The 20,788-nt window shown below is 61.2% G+C and carries 17 protein-coding genes; 8 read left to right on the plus strand and 9 right to left on the minus strand.

The window, feature by feature from the left end; translation table 11 throughout:
• The first annotated feature begins 2 nt into the window (after positions 1-2).
• The 5 genes from J3P91_RS17610 (at position 3) to J3P91_RS17630 (ending at position 5,588) form a co-directional block, all read left to right on the plus strand.
• Positions 3-293 (plus strand): (2Fe-2S)-binding protein, encoded by a 291-nt coding sequence (locus J3P91_RS17610; RefSeq protein WP_434573212.1) that lies wholly within the window; start codon positions 3-5, stop codon positions 291-293.
• A 148-nt stretch (positions 294-441) separates the two neighbouring features.
• Positions 442-1,797 carry an FAD-dependent oxidoreductase gene (locus J3P91_RS17615; protein WP_434601256.1) on the plus strand — a complete coding sequence of 452 codons (1,356 nt, stop codon included), beginning with the start codon at positions 442-444 and terminating at the stop codon, positions 1,795-1,797.
• On the plus strand, positions 1,794-2,909 hold the full coding sequence (locus tag J3P91_RS17620; RefSeq protein WP_434601257.1) for an NAD(P)/FAD-dependent oxidoreductase: 1,116 nt from the start codon (positions 1,794-1,796) through the stop codon (positions 2,907-2,909). Before J3P91_RS17615 ends, J3P91_RS17620 begins: the two co-directional genes overlap by 4 nt.
• An 18-nt stretch (positions 2,910-2,927) precedes the next feature.
• Positions 2,928-3,989 (plus strand): ABC transporter substrate-binding protein, encoded by a 1,062-nt coding sequence (locus tag J3P91_RS17625; RefSeq protein ID WP_434601258.1) that lies wholly within the window; start codon positions 2,928-2,930, stop codon positions 3,987-3,989.
• A 255-nt stretch (positions 3,990-4,244) separates the two neighbouring features.
• Positions 4,245-5,588, plus strand: coding sequence for a leucine-rich repeat-containing protein kinase family protein (locus J3P91_RS17630; protein ID WP_434601259.1), 1,344 nt, complete (start codon positions 4,245-4,247; stop codon positions 5,586-5,588).
• Between the two features lie 5 nt (positions 5,589-5,593).
• Here J3P91_RS17630 and J3P91_RS17635 read toward each other — a convergent pair whose 3' ends face one another.
• Entirely contained in the window at positions 5,594-6,298 is a 705-nt protein-coding gene (locus tag J3P91_RS17635) for a YebC/PmpR family DNA-binding transcriptional regulator (protein WP_305500095.1), read from the minus strand.
• Positions 6,299-6,517: 219 nt separating this feature from the next.
• Between J3P91_RS17635 and J3P91_RS17640 the strand changes: the two genes are divergently transcribed.
• Positions 6,518-7,909 carry a type VI secretion system Vgr family protein gene (locus J3P91_RS17640; protein WP_434601260.1) on the plus strand — a complete coding sequence of 464 codons (1,392 nt, stop codon included), beginning with the start codon at positions 6,518-6,520 and terminating at the stop codon, positions 7,907-7,909.
• Positions 7,910-8,001: 92 nt separating this feature from the next.
• Here the strand turns inward: J3P91_RS17640 and J3P91_RS17645 are convergent, their stop codons facing one another.
• From J3P91_RS17645 to J3P91_RS17655, 3 genes are all read right to left on the minus strand, one after another.
• Positions 8,002-8,298, minus strand: coding sequence for a T-complex 10 C-terminal domain-containing protein (locus J3P91_RS17645; RefSeq protein WP_434601261.1), 297 nt, complete (start codon positions 8,296-8,298; stop codon positions 8,002-8,004).
• Positions 8,299-8,816: 518 nt separating this feature from the next.
• Complete coding sequence (locus J3P91_RS17650; protein ID WP_434573200.1) at positions 8,817-9,725, minus strand: 1-aminocyclopropane-1-carboxylate deaminase/D-cysteine desulfhydrase; 909 nt, start codon at positions 9,723-9,725, stop codon at positions 8,817-8,819.
• Positions 9,726-9,858: 133 nt separating this feature from the next.
• On the minus strand, positions 9,859-11,898 hold the full coding sequence (locus J3P91_RS17655; protein WP_434601262.1) for an FAD-dependent oxidoreductase: 2,040 nt from the start codon (positions 11,896-11,898) through the stop codon (positions 9,859-9,861).
• Between the two features lie 260 nt (positions 11,899-12,158).
• Here J3P91_RS17655 and J3P91_RS17660 point away from each other — a divergent pair, with 260 nt between their 5' ends.
• Positions 12,159-13,289 carry a carbon-nitrogen hydrolase family protein gene (locus tag J3P91_RS17660; protein ID WP_434601263.1) on the plus strand — a complete coding sequence of 377 codons (1,131 nt, stop codon included), beginning with the start codon at positions 12,159-12,161 and terminating at the stop codon, positions 13,287-13,289.
• Positions 13,290-13,291: 2 nt separating this feature from the next.
• The gene (locus J3P91_RS17665; protein WP_434601264.1) at positions 13,292-14,326 is read left to right on the plus strand and encodes an AraC family transcriptional regulator; all 1,035 of its coding nucleotides are present in this window, start codon (positions 13,292-13,294) and stop codon (positions 14,324-14,326) included.
• Between the two features lie 37 nt (positions 14,327-14,363).
• On the opposite strand, the gene J3P91_RS17670 is transcribed toward J3P91_RS17665, so the two are convergent.
• From J3P91_RS17670 to lon, 5 genes are all read right to left on the minus strand, one after another.
• On the minus strand, positions 14,364-14,507 hold the full coding sequence (locus J3P91_RS17670) for a hypothetical protein (protein WP_434601265.1): 144 nt from the start codon (positions 14,505-14,507) through the stop codon (positions 14,364-14,366).
• A gap of 113 nt (positions 14,508-14,620) precedes the next feature.
• Positions 14,621-15,496 carry a DUF2242 domain-containing protein gene (locus J3P91_RS17675; protein ID WP_434573191.1) on the minus strand — a complete coding sequence of 292 codons (876 nt, stop codon included), beginning with the start codon at positions 15,494-15,496 and terminating at the stop codon, positions 14,621-14,623.
• 218 nt (positions 15,497-15,714) lie between these two features.
• Entirely contained in the window at positions 15,715-17,586 is a 1,872-nt protein-coding gene (locus J3P91_RS17680; protein WP_434573189.1) for a SurA N-terminal domain-containing protein, read from the minus strand.
• A gap of 223 nt (positions 17,587-17,809) precedes the next feature.
• Positions 17,810-18,082, minus strand: coding sequence for an HU family DNA-binding protein (locus tag J3P91_RS17685; RefSeq protein ID WP_008077714.1), 273 nt, complete (start codon positions 18,080-18,082; stop codon positions 17,810-17,812).
• 148 nt (positions 18,083-18,230) lie between these two features.
• Complete coding sequence (gene lon / locus J3P91_RS17690) at positions 18,231-20,627, minus strand: endopeptidase La (protein WP_305500081.1); 2,397 nt, start codon at positions 20,625-20,627, stop codon at positions 18,231-18,233.
• Positions 20,628-20,788 lie beyond the last annotated feature (161 nt).

The following is a 20,788-nucleotide window of genomic DNA, read 5'->3' on the forward strand; positions in this document are numbered from 1 at the left end:
CCATGGCTCTGCTGAAACGACTGGCCGAGCGCGATCGCCCGGCCCTGGACTTCACGCTCGACGGCTTGCCTGCCAGCGGTCTGCTCGGCGATACCGTGCTGACCGCCGTGCTGACCTGCGCTGAGCACTTGCGCGGCAGCGACTTCAGCGCGGAGCCCCGGGCCGGTTTCTGCCTGATGGGCGCTTGCCAGGATTGCTGGGTCCGATTGGGCGACGGCCGCCGCGTGCGCGCCTGCTCGACGCTGCTCGAAGCCGGCCAGCAGATCAGCCGCGAACCGGGGCGCAAGGTATGAATGACTTTGGCAGACGCGGCCTCTTCGCGAGCAGGCTCGCTCCCACAGAAGAGCCGGCATCATCACAACCCCATTGTGGGAGCGAGCCTGCTCGCGAAGGCGGCATCAGCCACTCCACCGATCTCCAAGCATCGCCAACGAGGTGGCCATGAACCCCATAGCCATCATCGGCGCCGGCCCCGCCGGCATCCGCGCTGCGCAAACCCTGGTTGCCCATGGCGTGTACCCGGTCCTGCTGGACGAGGCGGCACGCGGCGGCGGTCAGATCTACCGGCGCCAGCCGGCCAACTTCACGCGCACGCCGGCCCAGCTCTATGGCTTCGAAGCGCACAAGGCCAGCGCCCTCCACCAGACCGTGGATGAATTGCGCGAGCAGATCGACTATCGCCCCGACACGCTGGTGTGGAACGCCGAGGGCGGGATGCTGGATACCTTGCATGAAGGCCGCGCCGCGCGCTTGGCGTATGCCAGCGTGATCGTCGCGACGGGCGCCACCGACCGGATCCTGCCGGTCCCTGGCTGGACGCTGCCCGGCGTATACAGCCTGGGCGCGGCGCAGATCGCCTTGAAGTTCCAGGGCTGCGCCATCGGCGAGCGAGTGGTGTTCGCTGGCAGCGGGCCGTTGTTGTATCTGGTGGCGTACCAATACGCCAAGGCCGGCGCCAATGTCGTCGCGGTGCTCGACAGCTCCCCCTTGAGCGCCCAGGCCCGCGCCCTGCCCGGCCTGCTCGCACAACCTGCCACCCTCGCCAAAGGCCTCTATTACCGTGCCTGGCTGACGGCCAAGGGCATCGCCGTGCAGCAAGGCGTCAGCCTTTCGCGCATCGACGGCGAACGCCGGGTGCAGTCGTTGTCATGGCAAAACGGAAAAGGCCAGCACCGGCTCGATTGCGATGCGGTGGCCTTCGCCCACGGCTTGCGCAGCGAAACCCAGCTGGCCGATCTGCTCGGTTGTGAATTTGCCTGGAACCCGCTCAACCGAGCCTGGTTGCCGCAGCGCGACCGCGCCGGGCGCAGCAGCTCGCCAGGGGTCTACCTGGCCGGCGATGGCGCCGGGATCATGGGCGCCGATGCCGCCGAGATGGCCGGCGAACGGGCAGCCCTGGCATTGCTCGAAGATCTCGGCTACCAGGTCGACCCGCAACGCTGCGCCCAGCTGGAACAATCCCTCGAACGCATCGGCCGTTTCCGGCAAGGCCTGGAGCGCGCCTTTGCGTTTCCCGAGGACTGGGCGGACCGCGCCGCTGATGGGCTGATGATTTGCCGCTGCGAAGAAGTCAGCGTCGGTGACATCCGGCAAATCGTGGGTGAAGGCCATTGGGAAATCAACCGGGTCAAGGCCCATTGCCGGGTCGGCATGGGCCGCTGCCAGGGGCGGATGTGCGGTGCCGCGGCGGCGGAAATCATCGCTCGGGAAAGTGGACGCAACGTTCAGGAAATCGGCCGTCTGCGGGCACAGGCGCCGATCAAGCCGGTCCCGTTTGGCCTGGAGGTCGAGTCATGATCGAAGTGGATGCGCTGGTCATCGGCGGCGGTATCGTCGGCGCCTCGGCGGCGTTGTTCCTGAGCCAGGCCGGGCGGAGCGTGGCGCTACTGGAGCGGGACTTCTGCGGTTCGCATTCCAGTGGCGTGAATTACGGCGGCGTACGGCGCCAGGGGCGGTCATTGTCGCAACTGCCGTTGTCGCAACGCGCGCATGAGCTCTGGGCGCGATTGCCGCAACTGATCGGCATCGACGGTGAGTATCAGCGTAGCGGTCATCTGAAGCTGGCCCGCAGCCTCGATGACCTGCGTGCGTTGCATGATTATGCCGCGAGCAGTCATGGTTTCGGCCTGGATCTGCAATTGCTGGATCGCGATGAACTGCGCAGGCGGTTTCCCTGGGTCGGCGATGTCGCGGTCGGCGCTTCGCTGTGCCCGGACGACGGTCACGCCAATCCGCGCCTGGTCTCGCCGGCATTTGCCCAGGCGGCTCGCAGGCATGGCGCAAAGGTTTACGAACAATGCCCGGTCAACCAGGTGACGCACGACGGCCAGCGCTTTGTCGTGCGCACCGAGACAGGCCTTGAACTGCGCGCGCCATGGCTGCTGAACTGCGCCGGGGCCTGGGCGAGTCGGTTCGCCGCGCAGTTTGGCGAGGCCGTACCGATGCACGCCGGACACCCGGCCATGCTGGTCACCGAGCCGCTGCCGGTGGTGATGGACGCCAGCACTGGCGTGGAGGGCGGCGGCATTTATGCGCGCCAGGTCGCCCGGGGCAATTGCGTGTTGGGTGGCGGCCAGGGTTTCGCCCTCGATGACGCCCGCGCCCGCCCCGGCCAGAGCGCCGTCATCGAGATCCTGCGCCAGGCGGTCGAACTCTACCCGTTCCTGGAGGGCGCCCAGGCGATTCGCACCTGGAGCGGCACCGAAGGTTACCTGCCCGATCGCCAACCGGTGATCGGCCCGAGCAGTACCCAGTCCGGTCTGTTGCATGCGTTCGGCTTTGCGGGCGCCGGTTTCCAGATCGGCCCGGCGGTGGGCCAGGCGCTCACTGAGATCATCTGCTGCGGCGCATCAACGACGCCGCTGGATGCGTTTTCCATCACCCGGTTTCACTCCATCTCCGTTGCTTGATAGAGGAAGGTCGCGCCAATGAATAACGTCAAACGCAGTGCACTGTTCGGTTTCTGCTCGCTGGGTTCCGCTTGCCTGGGCGCCCTGCTCCCGGTCACCCAGGCGTTGGCCGAGCCGACGCTTTACCTGGGCATGAACGGCGGCACCATGGAGCGGCTGTATGCCGACAAGGTCCTGCCGGCCTTCGAGAAAGCCAACAACGTCAAGGTAGTGATCGTGCCGGGCACCTCGGCCGACATCCTCGCCAAGGTCCAGGCCAGCAAGGGCAACCCGCAGATGCACGTGATGTTCCTCGACGACGGCATCATGTACCGCGCCATCGCCATGGGGCTGTGCGACAAGCTTGAAGACAGCCCGCCCCTGGCGCAGATTCCGGCCAAGGGCCGGATCAAGGACCAGGCCGTGGCTGTCAGCCTCGGGGTCACCGGGCTTGCTTACAACACGCGGCTGTTCAAGGAAAAAGGCTGGAACACGCCCACCTCGTGGATGGACCTGGCCGACCCGCGGTTCAAGGACAAGGTGGTGTTCCAGTCCATGGCGTCGTCGACCTTCGGCCTGCACGGTTTCCTGATGTTCAACCGGATCCAGGGCGGCAGCGAAACCGACGTCGAACCGGGTTTCAAGGCCTGGCCGAACACGATCGGACGCAACGTGCTGGAGTACATTCCCAGCTCGGCGAAAATCTCCGAAATGCTGCAAACCGACGAAGCCGCGCTGTTCCCGCTGACGCCGACCCAGGTGACCGCCTTGAAACTCAAGGGCATGCCAGTCGAGTATGCACAACCGAAGGAAGGCGCAGTGGTGCTCAACGTTGCGGAATGCGCGGTGGCCCACAACAGCGAACCCGAACTCGCGCAGAAACTTGCCGCGTTCCTGCTGACGCCTGAAGCCCAGGCCATTGCCCTGGAGGAAGGCGACCAGATCCCGTCCAACCCCAACACCCCGACCACTGACAAGACTCGTGGCCAGGTGGAAGCGATGAAGCAATACCTGGAAACCGCGATCGCGGTGGATTGGGACCAGGTCAATGAGCAACGTCCGGCCTGGAACGCGCGGTGGAATCGCAGCATCGAGCGCTAGGCAACAGGCGCCGGTCTTTTTGTTTATCATGCGGGTCAACAACGCCAACGAATTCGGCGCTTGAACCCTGTGGCGAGGGAGCTTGCTCCCGCTGGGCTGCGAAGCAGACCCCGAACCTGGCACCTCGGTGTGTCAGGATGATGGAGTTGCAGCTTTTGGGGCTGCGCTGCAGCCCAGCGGGAGCAAGCTCCCTCGCCACAGGTTCGGTGCCGATTTCGATATTTGCGCTCTTCTCAGCCTATATGCGACCCGCCCATGCACGCCCTCACCCAACTGCGCACCGGCCAGCTGTCAGGCATTACCCGACTGAAGCTCTCATGCGGCCTGACAGAGTTTCCCCGGGAAATTTTCAACCTGGCGGACTCCCTCGAAATTCTCGACCTGAGCGGCAACCAGCTCGATACGCTGCCCGACGACCTGTATCGGCTGCCGTACCTGCGCGTGCTGTTCTGCTCCGACAACCGCTTCACTGAATTGCCCGAATGCCTGGGACGCTGCAGCGCGTTGACCATGATCGGCTTCAAGGCCAACCGCATCGAGCATGTGACCGCCGCGGCTTTGCCGCCACTGCTGCGCTGGCTGATCCTGACCGATAACCGCGTCAGCCAGTTGCCGGATGAACTGGGCCATCGCCCGCACCTGCAAAAGCTGATGCTGGCAGGCAATCGTCTTCAGCAACTGCCCGAGAGCCTCGCCCAGTGTCATCGCCTCGAATTGCTGCGCATCGCCGCCAATCAACTGACCGAATTGCCGTCCTGGTTGTTGGAGCTGCCGAGCCTCAGTTGGCTGGCCTACGCCGGGAATCCCTTGGAAGCCCAGGCCGAGGCCGCCGCGCTGCATGCCGCCACGCCTGTCGACTGGCTGCAACTGAGATTGCAACACACTCTCGGCGAAGGTGCTTCGGGGGTGATTCATCAAGCGCTGTGGCAAGCACCGGGCCGCCCCGCGCGAAACGTCGCGGTCAAGCTGTACAAAGGCCAGATGACCAGCGATGGCTCGCCACTGCATGAAATGCATGCCTGCATCACAGCCGGCAAGCATCCGAACCTGATCGAAGTATTGGGCCAGGTCAGCGGTCATCCCGAGCAGCAGGTCGGGCTGGTGATGGCCCTGATCGGACCCGATTACCGCAACCTGGCCGGGCTGCCGAGCCTGGCGTCCTGCACCCGCGACGTCTACGACGACGAGCTGCGGCTGAGCGCAGCGGCGGCCTTGCGCATCGCCCAAGGCGTTGCGTCGGTGGCGGCGCACCTGCATCGCCAGGGCATCACCCATGGGGATCTGTACGGCCACAATATCCTCTGCAACGACCAGGGCGATTGCCTGCTCGGCGACTTCGGCGCGGCGTCTTTCCATGCCACGGCTGACACGCCGCAAACGCGCGCCCTGCAACGCATCGAGGTGCGGGCGTTCGGGATTCTGCTGGGGGAGTTGCTGGCGCGGATCGAGCCGGCGCTCGCGGATGAGACGCTTGAGCGGTTGCGACAGCTGGAGACGCGCTGTTGTCAGCCGGACGTACTGGCGCGGCCGGGATTTGACGAGATAGCTGGCTTGTTCGGCGACCGTGGCGAGGGAGCTGCCTCCCTCACCACAAGGTAAGTCGCTTAACCGGCCAGGCCGACAAACATGTCCTGCACATCGTCATGGTTGTCGAGGCCTTCCAGGAACGCCTCGACTTCGGCCATCTGCTCGTCGCTCAGGCCGCTGACCGGGTTTTTCGGCTGATAGCCCAATTTGGCCGACAGCACGGTGAAACCCTGCTCCGGCAACGCTTTCTGAACGGCGTCAAGGTCGGCAGGTTCGGTGATAAAAAGCGTCGCCCCGTCTTCGCCCGGCTCGAAATCCTGGGCACCGGCCTCGATGGCGGCCATTTCCGGATCGGCGTCAGGGCTGTCCGGCGCAGCTTCGATCATGCCGACATGGTTGAAATCCCAGGCGACCGAACCGGAAGCACCCAACTGGCCCTTACGGAACGCGACACGGATTTCGGCGACGGTACGGTTGATGTTGTCGGTTACACACTCAACGATCAGCGGCACCTGATGGGGCGCGAACCCTTCGTAGGTCACGCGATGATACTGAACGGTTTCACCGAGCTGGCCGGAGCCTTTCTTGATCGCGCGCTCCAGGGTCTCGCGGGGCATCGAGGCCTTTTTCGCCTGTTCAACCACCAGGCGCAGGTGCGCATTGGTAGCGACATCGGCGCCGTTACGCGCCGCGATGGTGATCTCCTTCACCAGCTTGCCGAAAATCTTGCCTTTGGCGTTGGCAGCCGCTTCTTTGTGTTTAACCTTCCACTGTGCGCCCATTACTCACTCTCTTGTCTGACGCGCCGAGACATCTGCCGGCCGGCGCTGTGGCGCCAAGTTTATACGGCCTAAACCGGCTGATCGACCAAAAAATCGCGCTGGCCAGATCGACATTTTCACAATCTGATGTAGGGGATTTCTGAAAGTGCCGTTCGGGTACACCTTAGTGCACAGCGGTTTCGTACCCTCAGCGCCCTCTCCCAGTAAATAAGAGCTGCGATGCGCAACGACACGGATTATTCCTTCAGCCTCACACTCACCGAAAGCAACCTGCAGCTTCACGTCCAGAGATTCGGCGGCCGAGAAGCCCTCAACCAGCCTTTTCGGTTCGACCTCGACTTGCTTGGCCTGACGCCGCCGATCGACCTCGACATCATTCTCGGCCAACAGGCGTTCCTGCACCTCGGTGCCGAGTCGGGCGTGCATGGGATCATCGCCAGCGCCAGCCTGACCTCCCACTCCCGGCAATGCGTAGGCTATCGCCTGACACTGGTGCCTTACCTGCAGAGGCTGGAGCAGAGTCCGCGACGCCGGGTATTTGGCCGACTCAGCGCAGTCCAGGTGCTGCAACACTTGCTAAAAGAACACCAACTGCCCACCCACAGTTACCGGTTTGAATTGCCACACGGGCACTACCCATGCCGGCCGTTCTGTGTCCAATACGACGAAAGCGATCTCGAACTGTTGCAACGGCTGTGTGAGGAAGAAGGCATCCACTATCACTTCGAGCACGCCCCTACCGGCCATGTGGTGGTATTTGCCGAAGATGCGACAAGTTTCCCTGATCAGCCGGTCGGGTTGAACCTGCATCAGGAGGAAGGCCAGCGGCCAACAATAGCGCGACTGTACCAGCGCCATCACCTCACGCCACCGGCGTTGCCGGCCAACGCCAGGGATCGGGCGCCGGTTGCGGTTTTTGAAACCTCGGCAGCTAACCACCCGTTCATCGGCCCCGCGCTGGAAACCGCCTGGCACAACGTTGCACATACCCAGCAGGCGGGTCGCCGTACCCTTGAGCGGCTGCGCTGCACATACAGCGACATCCACGGCCAGAGCCGCCAGCCAACCCTGCGCAGCGCCGCCATCGTACAGATCGAAGGCCATCCCATATCAACGTTCAACGATCAATGGTTGGTTACCGAGATCACGCATCGCGGGCGGCAGCCTTCGATCCTCGACGCCCCGTCTTCCTTCCTTCCTGCGTCCCGACACTATCGCAATCGGTTCCTGGCGATCCCATGGTCGACGGTGTTCAGGCCGGCCCTCAAGCACCCGAAGCCGCGCATCGCCGGCAGTCATCTTGCCTATGTGCACGGTCAGCATGGGCATGGCCAGGTTAACGTCAGCCTTTGGACCCGGGAGGGCGAAGTCATCACATTACCTCTGTCGCGGTTGACCTTGCATGACTGCCAGGTACCGCCGGCTGGCAGCCAGGTGCTGGTGACTTTTCTCGACGGCGATCCCGACAGGCCAGTGCTATGCCCCGGAATATTCAGCCTTCCGGGCGCCGGCGACGTCGGCGGGCCAATCGTCGGCCCTTCCACACCGCCCGCTCGTGATACTGGATTATTGCTGGATTGGCTGCTGAGTCCTCCTGATCCTACCCGTTGAACGCCCGGGCTGCTGGCGGCGGCTCCCCTTCGATAATGCCCACCCGATGCGTCAGTACCGCCCCGGCTCGGTCGCGAAAAGTTATAAAGGTGTCAATTGATTTTATGGCCGTCTTTATCCAGTAAATCTCCATCGGGATACAACACGCTGCCATCCGGATATTCAGTTTGGCCGTTGGCAAAAACAATACGTCCGTCAGGATATTTCACTGTTCCGTCATCGTACTGAATAATTCCATCCGGTCGCGTCACGGAATTGTTTTCTGCATTAATCACACTGTCATCGGCTAAAGAAGTTGATCCGTCTTTGTTCTGGACACTTCCAGGCGCTTTGATGAGGTTATAGATGGCGAGAGGATCAACAGCGACATTAAAAACAGGCCAAGGCATTGGTGCGGATGTCGGCTGGGGCGTTGGATTAGGCTTGGGCTGGGGAGGCGCTGGTGGTGCGTCGTTTGGCTTGGGCCTGGGTATTGGCCGAGGGGCCGGCTTGGGTGCGGGTTTTGGCACTGGCCTCGGGGCCGGTTTGGGCACTGGTTTAGGCGTTGGTTTGGGCACTGGTTTAGGCGTTGGTTTGGGCACTGGTTTAGGCGTCGGCGGAACGACCGGCTTGGGGGCTGGTTTCGGCCTCGGCCTCAAGGGCGGCCCTATTGCCATCAACTTTCTTGCGATGCCTTTGCGGCCGTCTCTACCACATGACTTATTCATCTTTAAATTCCTTTTAGAAACAAGTACGACCCGGCCAAGCCGAATCGTCAATTCGCCAATCCTGCGAACTTGCGGACAACAATAAATAAATCACCCGCCCCCTACAAATTATAAAAAGCGTACAAATATTATTTCAGCCAAACCCGGCACTCCTCAACAGCATTTGCTACCGATGATGCCCAAATGTAATCAGCGGTCGATCACTCAAACCCGCGGCGACCTTGCAAGCCACCGGTATGAACAAAAATCAAGCGAGTGCCGGCGCCAAAGACCCCGGCCTCGATCCGGGCCTTGAGCAGCATCAGCGCCTTGCCGGTATAAAGCGGCTCCAACTCGATAGCGCTGGTAGTCTCGATGAACTCGCGGAGCTCGGTATCCACCCGGGCAAAACCGCCACGAGTGCCGTCCAGCAACTCATAACGCGGATTGCCCATGCCCGCCTCTGCCAGAATGCTTTCAACATGTTGCAGCACCCCATGGTCTTCAGGCACCGCCAGGACACCATGAACCGGATGCTCGCCCGCTTCAGCCAGAACCAGCCCCGCCAGCGACGTCCCGGTGCCGCAGGCCAGCCACCAACCGTGATAATCCTCCCAACCTAACGTGGCCAATTGGCTGCGGGCGGCCGTTACCCAGGACATGCAGCCTTGCGCGCCGGGCAACCCCGAGCCCCCTTCAGCTATCGGCCATAAATGCGGGTATTGTGCCTGCCAGGGAGCCCAGAACCCCGGCTCATGCCGCTCTCGATACCCGCCGTAACCCAACCAGTGCAAGGTCATGCCGAACGTCTGTAGATCAAGCGTCGTAGGCGTCTCCCGGGGATGGCCGCGCAATAACCCCACCGTCTGGAAACCGAATCGCTGCCCCGCCGCAGCCAACGCATGCAAATGATTGGAATAGGCGCCGCCGAGGCTCATCACGCCCTCCGCGCCGTTGGCATGGGCAGCACGCAGATGATGAAGCAGCTTGAACCATTTATTGCCGCTGATGAGCGGATCGATACGGTCCAGGCGCAAGACCGCCACCTCGATACCGGCCCGCGCCAGCCAGTCGAGGTGAAGGAGTTCGAGGCGCGGTTGAGGATGCCAGTCGAGGGCAGACAAAAGCATTGCAGCAGACCGGATGGGAAGGTGCCGGGATCTTATCAGCTTGGTGGCGGCCGGTATGAGGATCCGGATACACCATCCCTTATGGGAGCAAGCTCGCTCCCACAAGGGCAAACCTTTCCCGGAAGGTTGAGCGCTACAACTGCGCCGCCAACCGCGAGCCCTGGTTGATCGCGCGCTTGGCATCCAGCTCCGCCGCCACATCCGCGCCGCCGATAAGGTGGACAGTCTGCCCCGCCGCCTCCAGGCCTTCCTGCAACTCGCGCAACGGATCCTGGCCGGCGCAAATAACCACGTTGTCGACGGCCAGCACTTGTGGCTCGCCCGCTTCGCCGATGCGAATGTGCAGGCCTTGGTCATCGATCTTCAGGTATTCGACGCTGTTGAGCATCTGCACCTGTTTGTTCTTCAGGCCGGTGCGATGAATCCAGCCGGTGGTCTTGCCCAGCCCGTCGCCGACCTTGGACTTCTTGCGCTGCAACAGGAACACCTGCCGCGCCGGTGCATGAGGTTCGGGCTTGATTCCAGCCACGCCGCCGCGAGCCTGCAACTGGGTGTCGATGCCCCACTCCTTCCAGAACGCCTCACGGTCCTGGCTGGTGGCAACCCCCTGATGAACGAGAAACTCCGACACATCGAAACCGATCCCGCCGGCCCCGATCACCGCGACACTGCGGCCCACCGGCTTGCGTTCAAGGATCACGTCCAGGTAGCTCAGCACCTTAGGATGCTCGACACCCAGGATCGCCGGTACGCGCGGGGCGATGCCGGTAGCCAGGATGATCTCGTCAAAACCGCCGGCCACCAGTTGCGCCACATCGACCCGGGTATCGAGGCACAACTCGACGTGGGTAGTCTGCAGCTTGCGTTTGAAATAACGCAGGGTTTCGAAGAACTCCTCCTTGCCCGGAACGCGCTTGGCGACGTTGAACTGGCCGCCAATTTCGCTGGCCGAATCGAACAGCGTCACTTGATGACCGCGTTCGGCCGCCACGGTGGCCGCGGACAATCCGGCAGGACCGGCGCCCACCACGGCGATTTTCTTCACCTGGGTTACGGGCAGGTAATTGAGTTCGGTTTCATGGCAAGCCCGCGGGTTCACCAGGCAACTGGTGAGCTTGCCCCCGAACGTATGGTCGAGGCAGGCCTGGTTGCAGCCGATGCAGGTGTTGATTTCGTCTGCGCGGCCAGCGGCGGCCTTGTTGACGAACTCCGGGTCCGCAAGGAACGGCCGCGCCATGGACACCATGTCGGCGTCGCCTTCGGCGAGGATCTGCTCGGCCACCTCAGGGGTGTTGATGCGGTTGGTGGTGATCAACGGAATACTCACCGAGCCGCGCAGCTTGGCGGTGACTTTACTGAACGCCGCCCGCGGGACCTTGGTGGCGATAGTGGGAATACGCGCCTCATGCCAACCGATACCGGTATTGATGATAGTTGCGCCGGCCTGTTCGATGGCCTTGGCCAACTGGACGATTTCATCCCAGGTACTGCCACCCTCAACCAGGTCGAGCATGGACAGGCGAAAGATAATGATGAAATTCGGCCCCACCGCTTCGCGTACGCGGCGCACGATTTCCACCGGCAGACGCATGCGGTTTTCGTAACTCCCACCCCAGCGGTCGGTACGGTGGTTGGTATGCGCAGCCAGGAACTGGTTGATGAAATAGCCTTCCGAGCCCATGATTTCGACACCGTCGTACTCGGCCTTTTGAGCCAATACCGAACAGGTGACAAAATCGCGGATCTGTTTCTCGATGCCCTCTTCGTCCAGCTCCTTGGGCTTGAACGGGTTGATCGGCGCCTGGATCGCGCTTGGCGCCACCTGCTTGGGGCTGTAGGCATAACGTCCCGCGTGGAGGATCTGCATGCAGATCTTGCCCCCCGCTTCGTGCACGGCCCGCGTGACGACCTGATGCTTGAGGGCCTCTTCCTCGGTGGTCAGCTTGGCCGCGCCGGAGTACACGCCACCTTCATCGTTCGGCCCGATTCCACCGGTGACCATCAGGCCGACCCCACCCCGGGCCCGCTCGGCGAAGTACGCCGCCATGCGCTCGAAGCCGCCGGGCTTTTCTTCAAGGCCGGTGTGCATCGATCCCATCAGGGTACGGTTGCGCAACGTGGTGAAACCCAGGTCCAACGGGGCCAGCAAATGCGGGTAATGAGGGGCGGTCATCGGTAACTCCACGGGCGATCACGGAAAAATGCGGAAGCTCTGCGGCTTCCATCAGTCATGACCGACAGCGTAAGAGTCGGGATGCGAGCGCTCAATGGCCGTAACTGACAACTTGATGATCGAAATGCACAGAGCCCACGCCGGCAGACGGTTCCCGAAGTGCACGCACGCGCCCTTTCGCTAAACCGTTGTTTTACCGTACCCTGCCGCGTGACTTCTGATGAAAATCACGAACCTGTACGCGGCCATCGACTGTCCCCATGCGCAAATTTCTGTACCTGCTGTTCTCATTGGCCCTGACAGCCGCCCTGATCACTTATGCACTGTGGACAGCAGACCGTCCGGCGGGCCATTACCTGTCAGACCTGCGGATCAACCTGGCGGTCGACCGGGGCACGCCGGCCAATCGAGGCAACCTGCTGGGCATCCAGCCGGAATTGTTCCCCACCGACTACCAGAGCCCCGAACGCCTGCATCGCAAGCTGGCGGCGTACCTGCAGACTGCCCGCGACCAAGGGTTCGTCAACGAAAAAACCGTCGTGGTCCTGCCCGAGCATATCGGCACCTGGCTGATGGTCAGCGGCGAAAAGGACGAGGTGTACCAGGCCACTACCTTCAAACAGGCCATGAACTGGCTCGCCATCAGCAATCCGCTGGCCTTTATCCGCGCATTGGCGGAGGCCGAGGGCGACAGCCGGCTGGACGATGCGTACCTGCGCATGAAGGCGGACAGCATGGCCCATGACTACCAGGCACTGTTCGGTGGACTGGCCAAGGAGTTCGGCGTAACGCTTGTGGCCGGCTCCATCGTACTGCCCGAGCCCAGCGTCAGCGAAGGCGAGCTGAAAATCGGTGGTGGCGCGTTGTACAACAGCAGCCTGGTGTTCGGTCGTGACGGCCGGCCGATCGGCCAACCACAACGCCAGCGACATCCGGTGTTTGACCAGCAGGACGTGCTTGGGGCCGAACGGCCGGACGTCACCCACGTCATTGACACGCCGGCCGGGCGCCTGGGCGTGCTGATCGGCAGCGACAGTTGGTATCCGCTTCATTATCGACAACTCGACGAACAAGGGGCCCAACTGATCGCCGTGCCCGCCTTTGTCATCGGCCGCGACGCCTGGAACAAGCCTTGGGCCGGCTATAAAGGCCTGTCCACGCCAAGCGAAGTGAGCCTCAAGCCCGGTGAGGTGAGCGAGGGGCAGGCCTGGCGTCGGCTGACGTTGACCAGCCGGTTGCCCATCAGCCAGGCCCGCGGCGGCGTCAGCGTATTCTTGCGTGGGCAGTTCTGGGACAAAGGCAGCGCTGGCCAGAGCTTCATCAGCCACAACGGCGAGCAATTCACCGATGGTGAAGCCCGTGGCGCACGCCTGCTGAACTTGTGGCTTTAGATATGCAAAAGCCTATGCGCCTGGGTGACCTGTCCGTAGGTTTCGTCCATAGCCTGGCGGACGCAGTGGCCAGTCACGGCCATGACCCACAGCCATTGCTCGAACAATACGGCCTCGATGCCGCGCGCCTGGCTGAGCCCGGGGCGCGCCTGTCGATCCCGCGCTACATGCGCCTGGGCCATGCCGCCATCCAACTGACACAGGATCCGGCCTTGGGCCTGCGCATGGGCCAGCTCAGTCGCCTGAGCCAGGCCGGGCTGGCCGGCGTCACCGCGGCCCAGGCGCCCACCGTACGCGAAGCCGCACGCTGCATGATCCGCTTCGAGCCGCTGTACGGTTCCAACTACCGTGGGCAATCGAGTCTTCACGAGGACGCCCGGGGCGCGTGGCTGCGGTTCTACTCCATCAGCCCGTATAACGCCTACAACCGCTTCGTCGTGGACTCGATCATTGCGGGCTGGCTCCAGCAACTGTCCAGCGTCTGCGACGTGGTGTTGCGGGCCGAACGTATCGAAATCGAATTCGAGGAGCCAACTTACCTCGAAGCCTACCGCTGTCTCGGCGAAGGCCCGATCCAGTTCGCAGCCGAGCAGAACCAATTGCGCCTGGGGCTGGAAAGCCTCGCCCTGCGCAACCCACAGCATTGCCCGAGCACCTGGCGCCACCTGGTTCAGTTATGTGAACGGGAACTGGAACAGCTGACTCGCACCCGCACCCTGCGCGAGCGAATCATTCAATTGCTGGGGCCGCTGCTCAACGGCGGACGGGAGCCGAATCTGGAAGAAGTGGCGATGCGCCTGAAGCTGCCGACCTGGACGTTGCGCCGTAAGCTGGCGGAAGAAGGTACGCAGTTCCGGGCGATCCTCAACGACACTCGCCGAGACCTCGCCATGACGTACATCCGCGACACGGAACTGGCCTTTGGCGAAATCGCTTACCTGCTGGGGTTCGCCTCGGCCGAGGCATTCCAACGGGCTTTCAAGCGCTGGAACAACCAGACGCCGGGAGAGTTCCGGCGTAGCCGTAGAGCGACTTGAAGACCAGGCTCCCGGCCTGCACTGTAGTGTCTGCTACCTACAGTTCCGTGGCGTCTTCGGCAGGTTCCAGGGGGTCCAGCTCATAAGCCTGATATTCGAGCAGCTCTTCCTGATAATCGTCCATTGCCTGTCCTTCCCAATAATCGTTGAAACCGATGCCTGATGGCCTTGGAACCAGCATAAAGCTGCTTGATGAACAAAACATGAAGCCAAGGCTTCATGAATTAAACGTAGCACAGCATTGGGAATTTAATCAGCGCAGGTGTGGCAAGGCGTTACCGCCCGACCACAGGCTCAGGATGCAGGAAGCGGCTGGATCGGCTCGGTTGGCGCCGGCAGGGAACTGGGCGGTGGCGGAGTAATGCTCTCTGTCGACGGGGGTGCGTAGGACTCCGGCTCGCTGGGAGCGATTGGCGCAGGCTCGGCAGGTGGCGCGACCGGCTCGGAAGCGGCCGGTGCGGTTTCGACAGGTGCTGGAGCAGCCTCTTCGACCGGCGCAACGGGAGCAGGAGTCGGCTCGGGTGCCGGGATTGTCGCGGGCGCTGGAGTTGCGGCGGGAGCCAGGGCAGCCGGCTCCACCTTCGGCTCTGGAATGCCCAGTTCGGCTTTCGGTTTGTCGACGTTTCCAGCGGCTTTTTTCGCTTCGGGAGGCAGGAACACCTCCACCAGCGCAAAGAAACGCTCATAGAATTTGGCTGCGGACACCGTTTCGCTGGCGACCTTGACCATCGAATCGTCCGACGAGCCAATCGGCATCGACACCGACCCCAATACACCCACGCCCAGGCTGGCGGAGTTATTGGTCTTCTTCAGGGCATACCGGTCCTGTAGAGCGTTGGCAAAGATCGTGGCGCGGTGGCCCGGACCGCCATCTTCGGCACAGACCAGGTTGAAACTGATCTCCATGTGCGTGTCGCCGGTCTGCTGGAAACTCTTGTGGCCGCTGACCAGCTTCGGATCGCTGCTGGTGATGATGTACCCCTGGCTCAGCAGCGCACGACGTCCTGCTTCACAAGTCGCCACGTCAGTCACCGGATAGGTACGCGAGAACGTGCCCGAATCATCGAAGTTCTCGTGCTCGTAAATGGCCGCTTTCTTGGAAGAGCAACCGGTCGCGACGACCAGCAGCAATGCCAGCCCAACGGTGCGCATGTGAAATGATCTGAACATTGAACATCCTGAGGAAAACAGTCCGGGGCGTATTGTGCAACAGAATGCGGCCGGACAGCTTGGGTAATCTTGTCTCAAACGGCTTACAAGTCTACGGGGGGATGCCAGCGGGAAAAAGAAGCAATCCTGATGAATCGACGAACATCGCCGTCGTGGCAATACACGGATACAAAAAGACCCCGACCTTTCGGCCGGGGTCTTCAAGGTCACGCATCAAGTCAGAAGCGCTTGATGTCTGCCTCGCTTTCCAATTGCTTGCGATAAGCCGCGAAGTCCTGCTGGCCGACACGGGACGCCAGGTACCGACGGTATTCGGCCTTTTCTTCCTCGGTCGGAGCAGCACCTTCGTTGACGCCGTTCAAGCGCAGGACCGTCACGCCGCCGTCAGGCAGGGTCACGCTGGCGAATGTCGGCTTGTCCTTCGACTCAGGCTTGGACATGCGGAACAGCGCCTGCAGCACCGCAGGGTCGATACCTTCCTGGCTGCGGGTCGCCGCCTCGACGACTTTCCAGCCTTGACCGTTGACAGGCTTGTCCAGCGCCGTCTTGCCATCGCGCAGGCTGGCAATCAACTCATCGGCCTGAGTCTTGGCGGCAGCGCTGGCATGTTCCTTGGCCAACTGGGCGCGGATCGGACCGGCCACGGTTTCCAGCGGAAGCTGCTGAGGCTTGCGATGCTCCTTGGCACGCAGCACCACGACGGTTTCCGGATCCAGCTCGATGGCGGTACTGTTGGCCCCCTCCTCCAGCACTTCCGGGCTGAACGCAGCGGTGATCACGGCACGGTTGGCCGCGATCCCTTCGCCGCCTTCACGACCGAAAGGTGCCGACGTATGGACGGTCAGCTTAAGGTCCTGGGCTGGCTGGGCCAGGTCGGAAGCCTCGAACGAAGCGTCTTCCAGTTGCTTGGTCGCCTCGACGAACCGCTGCTCCACTTGCTGGGTCTTCAGATCGCGGGTCAGCTTGTCCTTCAGGCTCGCAAAAGTCGGAACCTCAGGCGCTTCGACACCCAGCAGCTTGATCAGGTGCAGGCCGAAATCGGTTCGCACCGGTGCCGAGACCTGATCCTTGTTCAACGCATACAGCGCCTTTTCGAACTCCGGATCATAGACACCTGGACCGGCATAACCGAGATCGCCGCCGTTGTTGGCTGAGCCCGGATCCTGGGAGAATTCCTTCGCCAGCGCCTCAAACGACTCGCCTTTGGCCAGTCGAGCCTGGATTTCCTCGATCTTGGCCTTGGCCTGGGCTTCGGTGACCTTGTCGTTCACTTCAATCAGGATGTGCGCAGCACGACGCTGTTCGGAAAGATTGGCGATCTCTTTCTGGTAAGCCGCCTGCAGATCTTCATCCTTGACGCTGACTTGATCGAAGAATGAAGCCTTCTTCAGCTCGAGATAGTCGATGACTACCTGATCAGGCGTCATGAACTCCTTGGCGTGCTGGTCGTAGTAAGCCTTGACCTCATCGTCGGTCAGCTTCACGGCCGCCGGATCCGCCTTGACGGTGAGCGTAGCGAAATCACGGGTCTGCTTTTCCAGGCGGGCGAATGCCAACACCTGGGCATCGGTGACAAAACCGCTGCCAGCGAGACCGGCACGCAATTGGCCAATGAGCATTTCCTGCGCCAGCATCTCGCGGAACTGCAGTCGGCCATAACCCAACTGGCGAATCACCTGGTCGAAACGCTCAGGACTGAATTTACCATCGACCTGGAATTCCGGCGTTTGCAGGATCACCTGGTCCAACGCGGCTTCGGAGAAAGCGAATTTCGCATCGTGTGCGCCTTGCAGCAACAGCTTGCGATCGATCAGCCCTTTGAGCGCCGAGTCACGCAGCATCTTCTCGTCCAGCAGGGAGGCGTCGAAATCCTTGCCCAGCTGTTGCATGAGCTGACGGCGTTGCATATCGACCGCCTGGCTCAGCTCGTTCTGGCTGATTTTTTCGCCGTTGACCTTGGCCGCGTCATTGCTGTTGGTGGTGGCTTGAAAAATAGCTTCGAAACCGGTCAACGCCATCAATGCGACGATGATTCCGATGATGGTCTTGGCAATCCAGCCTTGTGAATTGTCCCTGATATTCTGCAGCATGCGTCCCCCAGAAACGGTTGAACTTCAAAATTAGGCAACCGTGGAGCGTGGGTAGAATCCGGATAGAAGAAAGGCGCATCCGAGGATGCGCCTTCTCGTAACTGGCGGAGCGGACCGGGCTCGAACCCGCGAGCCCTGGCGTGACAGCCCGTTTGTGCCGGCTGCATTACCGCTCCGCTGCCAAGCCAGGCATGACCCCGACCCGGATAAACTCAATGAAACCTTAGTTGACGGCTTCTTTCAGCGCTTTACCAGCTTTGAAGCCTGGCTTTTTGGCAGCGGCGATTTGCAGCGTCTTGCCAGTCTGCGGGTTGCGACCAACACGAGCTGGACGATCGGTAACGGAGAAAGTACCGAAACCCACCAGAACAACAGAGTCGCCAGCCTTGAGAGCGCCAGTGACGGATTCGATTACAGCGTCCAGCGCACGGCCAGCAGCAGCTTTCGGGATATCAGCGGATGCAGCGATAGCATCAATCAGTTCCGACTTGTTCACTCTAAGTCCCCTTATATCTATTTGAGATGATTCTAAGTTTTTTTGGTGAAAGCAAAAACGAGTGCTGAATGGCCTGCAGACACTTAAGAGCCGCTTTATAACAAGGGCTCTAAAAAACTGTCAAGGAAGCCCCCCAGGCAAATGCGTATTAATGCGTGCTAATTCTTTCCTTAGAGTCAGACTCTCGCTTTTCTTCCTTTGCGACAATCTCCGGAGCCACATCCGGCAAGGGCTCCGGCGCGTATTGCAGCGCAATTTGCAGGACTTCGTCAATCCATTTAACCGGTTTGATCTGAAGATCCTGCTTGATGTTGTCGGGAATTTCCTTGAGATCACGGACATTCTCTTCCGGAATGATCACAATCTTGATCCCGCCACGGTGAGCTGCCAGAAGTTTTTCTTTCAGGCCGCCAATCGCCAGGACCTGGCCACGCAGGGTGATTTCACCGGTCATGGCGACATCCGCACGCACCGGAATGCCAGTCAATGCAGAAACCAGGGCGGTGCACATGCCCACGCCGGCGCTCGGTCCATCCTTGGGTGTAGCCCCCTCCGGCATGTGGATATGCGTGTCCCGCTTCTCATGGAAATCCAAGGGAATACCCAGGCTGCGCGCACGGCTGCGCACCACCGTCAGCGCCGCGGTGATCGACTCCACCATGACATCGCCAAGGGAACCGGTTTTTATCAATTGGCCCTTGCCCGGAACCACGGCGGCCTCAATGGTCAGCAACTCGCCGCCGACCTGCGTCCACGCGAGGCCGGTCACCTGACCGATCTGGTCCTGTTGCTCGGCGAGCCCGTAGCGGAACTTGCGCACACCGAGGAAGTGCTCCAGCAGGTCGGATGTGACCTTGACCGCGAAGCGTTTTTCCAACGCGTGCTCCTTGACCGCCTTGCGGCAGACCTTGGCAATCTGCCGCTCGAGACCACGCACACCGGCTTCCCGGGTGTAGTAACGAATAATGTCGCGAATCGCCTCCTCGTCAAATTCCAGCTCACCCTTTTTCAGGCCGTTGGCCTGGATCTGCTTGGGCGAAAGGTACTTGACGGCGATGTTGATCTTCTCGTCTTCGGTGTAGCCCGGCAGACGAATCACCTCCATCCGGTCCAGCAACGCTGGCGGGATATTCATTGAGTTGGAGGTGCACAGGAACATCACGTCGGAGAGGTCGTAGTCGACTTCCAGATAGTGATCGTTGAAATTGTGATTCTGCTCGGGATCGAGCACCTCAAGCAACGCGGACGCAGGATCACCGCGCATATCGCTGCCCATCTTGTCAATTTCATCCAAAAGGAACAGCGGGTTGCGCACACCCACCTTCGTCATCTTTTGAATCAATCTTCCTGGCATGGAACCGATGTACGTGCGGCGATGACCACGAATTTCCGCCTCGTCACGCACGCCGCCAAGCGCCATTCGCACAAATTTGCGGTTGGTGGCGTGGGCGATCGATTCCGCCAGGGAAGTCTTACCGACACCCGGAGGACCGACCAGGCACAGTACCGGGCCACGAATCTTCTTCACGCGTTTCTGCACGGCGAGGTATTCAAGGATGCGTTCCTTGACCTCTTCCAGGCCGTAATGGTCCGCATCGAGGATGTCCTCGGCACGCGCCAGGTCCAGGCGGACTTTGCTCTGGGCTTTCCACGGCACCTGGACCAGCCAGTCGATGTAGGAACGCACCACGGTGGCTTCGGCAGACATCGGCGACATCTGCTTGAGCTTGTTCAGCTCGGCCTGGGCCTTGGCGAGCGCATCCTTTGGCAGGCCAGCGGCATCGATGCGCTTTTTCAGCTCTTCGATTTCGTTGTGACCTTCGTCGCCATCGCCGAGTTCTTTCTGAATGGCCTTCATCTGCTCATTCAGATAGTACTCACGCTGACTGCGCTCCATCTGTTTCTTGACGCGACCACGAATGCGTTTTTCAACCTGCAGCAGGTCGATTTCGCCATCGAGCAATGCCAGTACGTGCTCGACACGCGCCGACAACTCGATAATCTCGAGGATTTCCTGCTTCTGCTCGATCTTGAGGGCCATGTGGGCCGCCATCGTATCGACCAGGCGTCCTGGTTCGTCGATGCTGTTGAGCGACGACAGGACCTCGGCAGGCACCTTCTTGCCCAACTGCACATACTGTTCGAACTGCGACAGCAGGCTGCGGACAAAAACCTCCGACTCACGCTCCGGCGCCTCGACTTCGTCGATCAGCGACACCTCGGCACGGCAATGCCCGTCTACTTCGCTGAAACGCTCGACCGCCCCGCGCTGCTCGCCCTCGACCAGGACCTTGACGGTGCCATCAGGAAGCTTGAGCAGTTGCAGGACCGTTGCAATCGTACCTACGCGATAAAGTGCGTCTTCACCGGGATCATCGTCGGCAGGGTTTCTCTGAGCGATCAGAAGAATCTGCTTATCACCCGTCATCGCGGCCTCGAGGGCTTCGATGGACTTCTCGCGCCCCACGAACAGCGGGATAACCATGTGCGGATATACCACGACATCGCGCAATGGCAGGAGAGGCAATTCGATGGTTGTCTTCATGATTTCGCCTCTACGGCGGCCGTAAGGCCGTGAACAGATGGAAGTAAGCTTGAAACCAAGATGGGGGCAGCCTTCAAAAAAAACAAGCGCTAAGACACGTCTAAAACGCGCTAATAGCAAAGGGGCCCGAAGGCCCCTCCTTTATTCCGACAGCGGGACAC

The organism is Pseudomonas sp. Z4-7 (assembly GCF_051131965.1).
Taxonomy (GTDB): Bacteria; Pseudomonadota; Gammaproteobacteria; order Pseudomonadales; family Pseudomonadaceae; genus Aquipseudomonas.

Bases quoted from the DNA above. Each gene is read 5' to 3' on its own strand.
- J3P91_RS17680 (WP_434573189.1), bottom strand. From the start codon at position 17,586: ATGCTGCAGAATATCAGGGACAATTCACAAGGCTGGATTGCCAAGACC.
- J3P91_RS17615 (WP_434601256.1), top strand. From the start codon at position 442: ATGAACCCCATAGCCATCATCGGCGCCGGCCCCGCCGGCATCCGCGCT.
- J3P91_RS17660 (WP_434601263.1), top strand. From the start codon at position 12,159: ATGCGCAAATTTCTGTACCTGCTGTTCTCATTGGCCCTGACAGCCGCC.
- J3P91_RS17645 (WP_434601261.1), bottom strand. From the start codon at position 8,298: ATGCCTTGGCCTGTTTTTAATGTCGCTGTTGATCCTCTCGCCATCTAT.
- J3P91_RS17620 (WP_434601257.1), top strand. From the start codon at position 1,794: ATGATCGAAGTGGATGCGCTGGTCATCGGCGGCGGTATCGTCGGCGCC.
- J3P91_RS17670 (WP_434601265.1), bottom strand. From the start codon at position 14,507: ATGCTGGTTCCAAGGCCATCAGGCATCGGTTTCAACGATTATTGGGAA.
- J3P91_RS17625 (WP_434601258.1), top strand. From the start codon at position 2,928: ATGAATAACGTCAAACGCAGTGCACTGTTCGGTTTCTGCTCGCTGGGT.
- J3P91_RS17665 (WP_434601264.1), top strand. From the start codon at position 13,292: ATGCAAAAGCCTATGCGCCTGGGTGACCTGTCCGTAGGTTTCGTCCAT.
- J3P91_RS17630 (WP_434601259.1), top strand. From the start codon at position 4,245: ATGCACGCCCTCACCCAACTGCGCACCGGCCAGCTGTCAGGCATTACC.
- J3P91_RS17635 (WP_305500095.1), bottom strand. From the start codon at position 6,298: ATGGGCGCACAGTGGAAGGTTAAACACAAAGAAGCGGCTGCCAACGCC.
- J3P91_RS17655 (WP_434601262.1), bottom strand. From the start codon at position 11,898: ATGACCGCCCCTCATTACCCGCATTTGCTGGCCCCGTTGGACCTGGGT.
- lon (WP_305500081.1), bottom strand. From the start codon at position 20,627: ATGAAGACAACCATCGAATTGCCTCTCCTGCCATTGCGCGATGTCGTG.
- J3P91_RS17675 (WP_434573191.1), bottom strand. From the start codon at position 15,496: ATGTTCAGATCATTTCACATGCGCACCGTTGGGCTGGCATTGCTGCTG.
- J3P91_RS17640 (WP_434601260.1), top strand. From the start codon at position 6,518: ATGCGCAACGACACGGATTATTCCTTCAGCCTCACACTCACCGAAAGC.
- J3P91_RS17610 (WP_434573212.1), top strand. From the start codon at position 3: ATGGCTCTGCTGAAACGACTGGCCGAGCGCGATCGCCCGGCCCTGGAC.
- J3P91_RS17650 (WP_434573200.1), bottom strand. From the start codon at position 9,725: ATGCTTTTGTCTGCCCTCGACTGGCATCCTCAACCGCGCCTCGAACTC.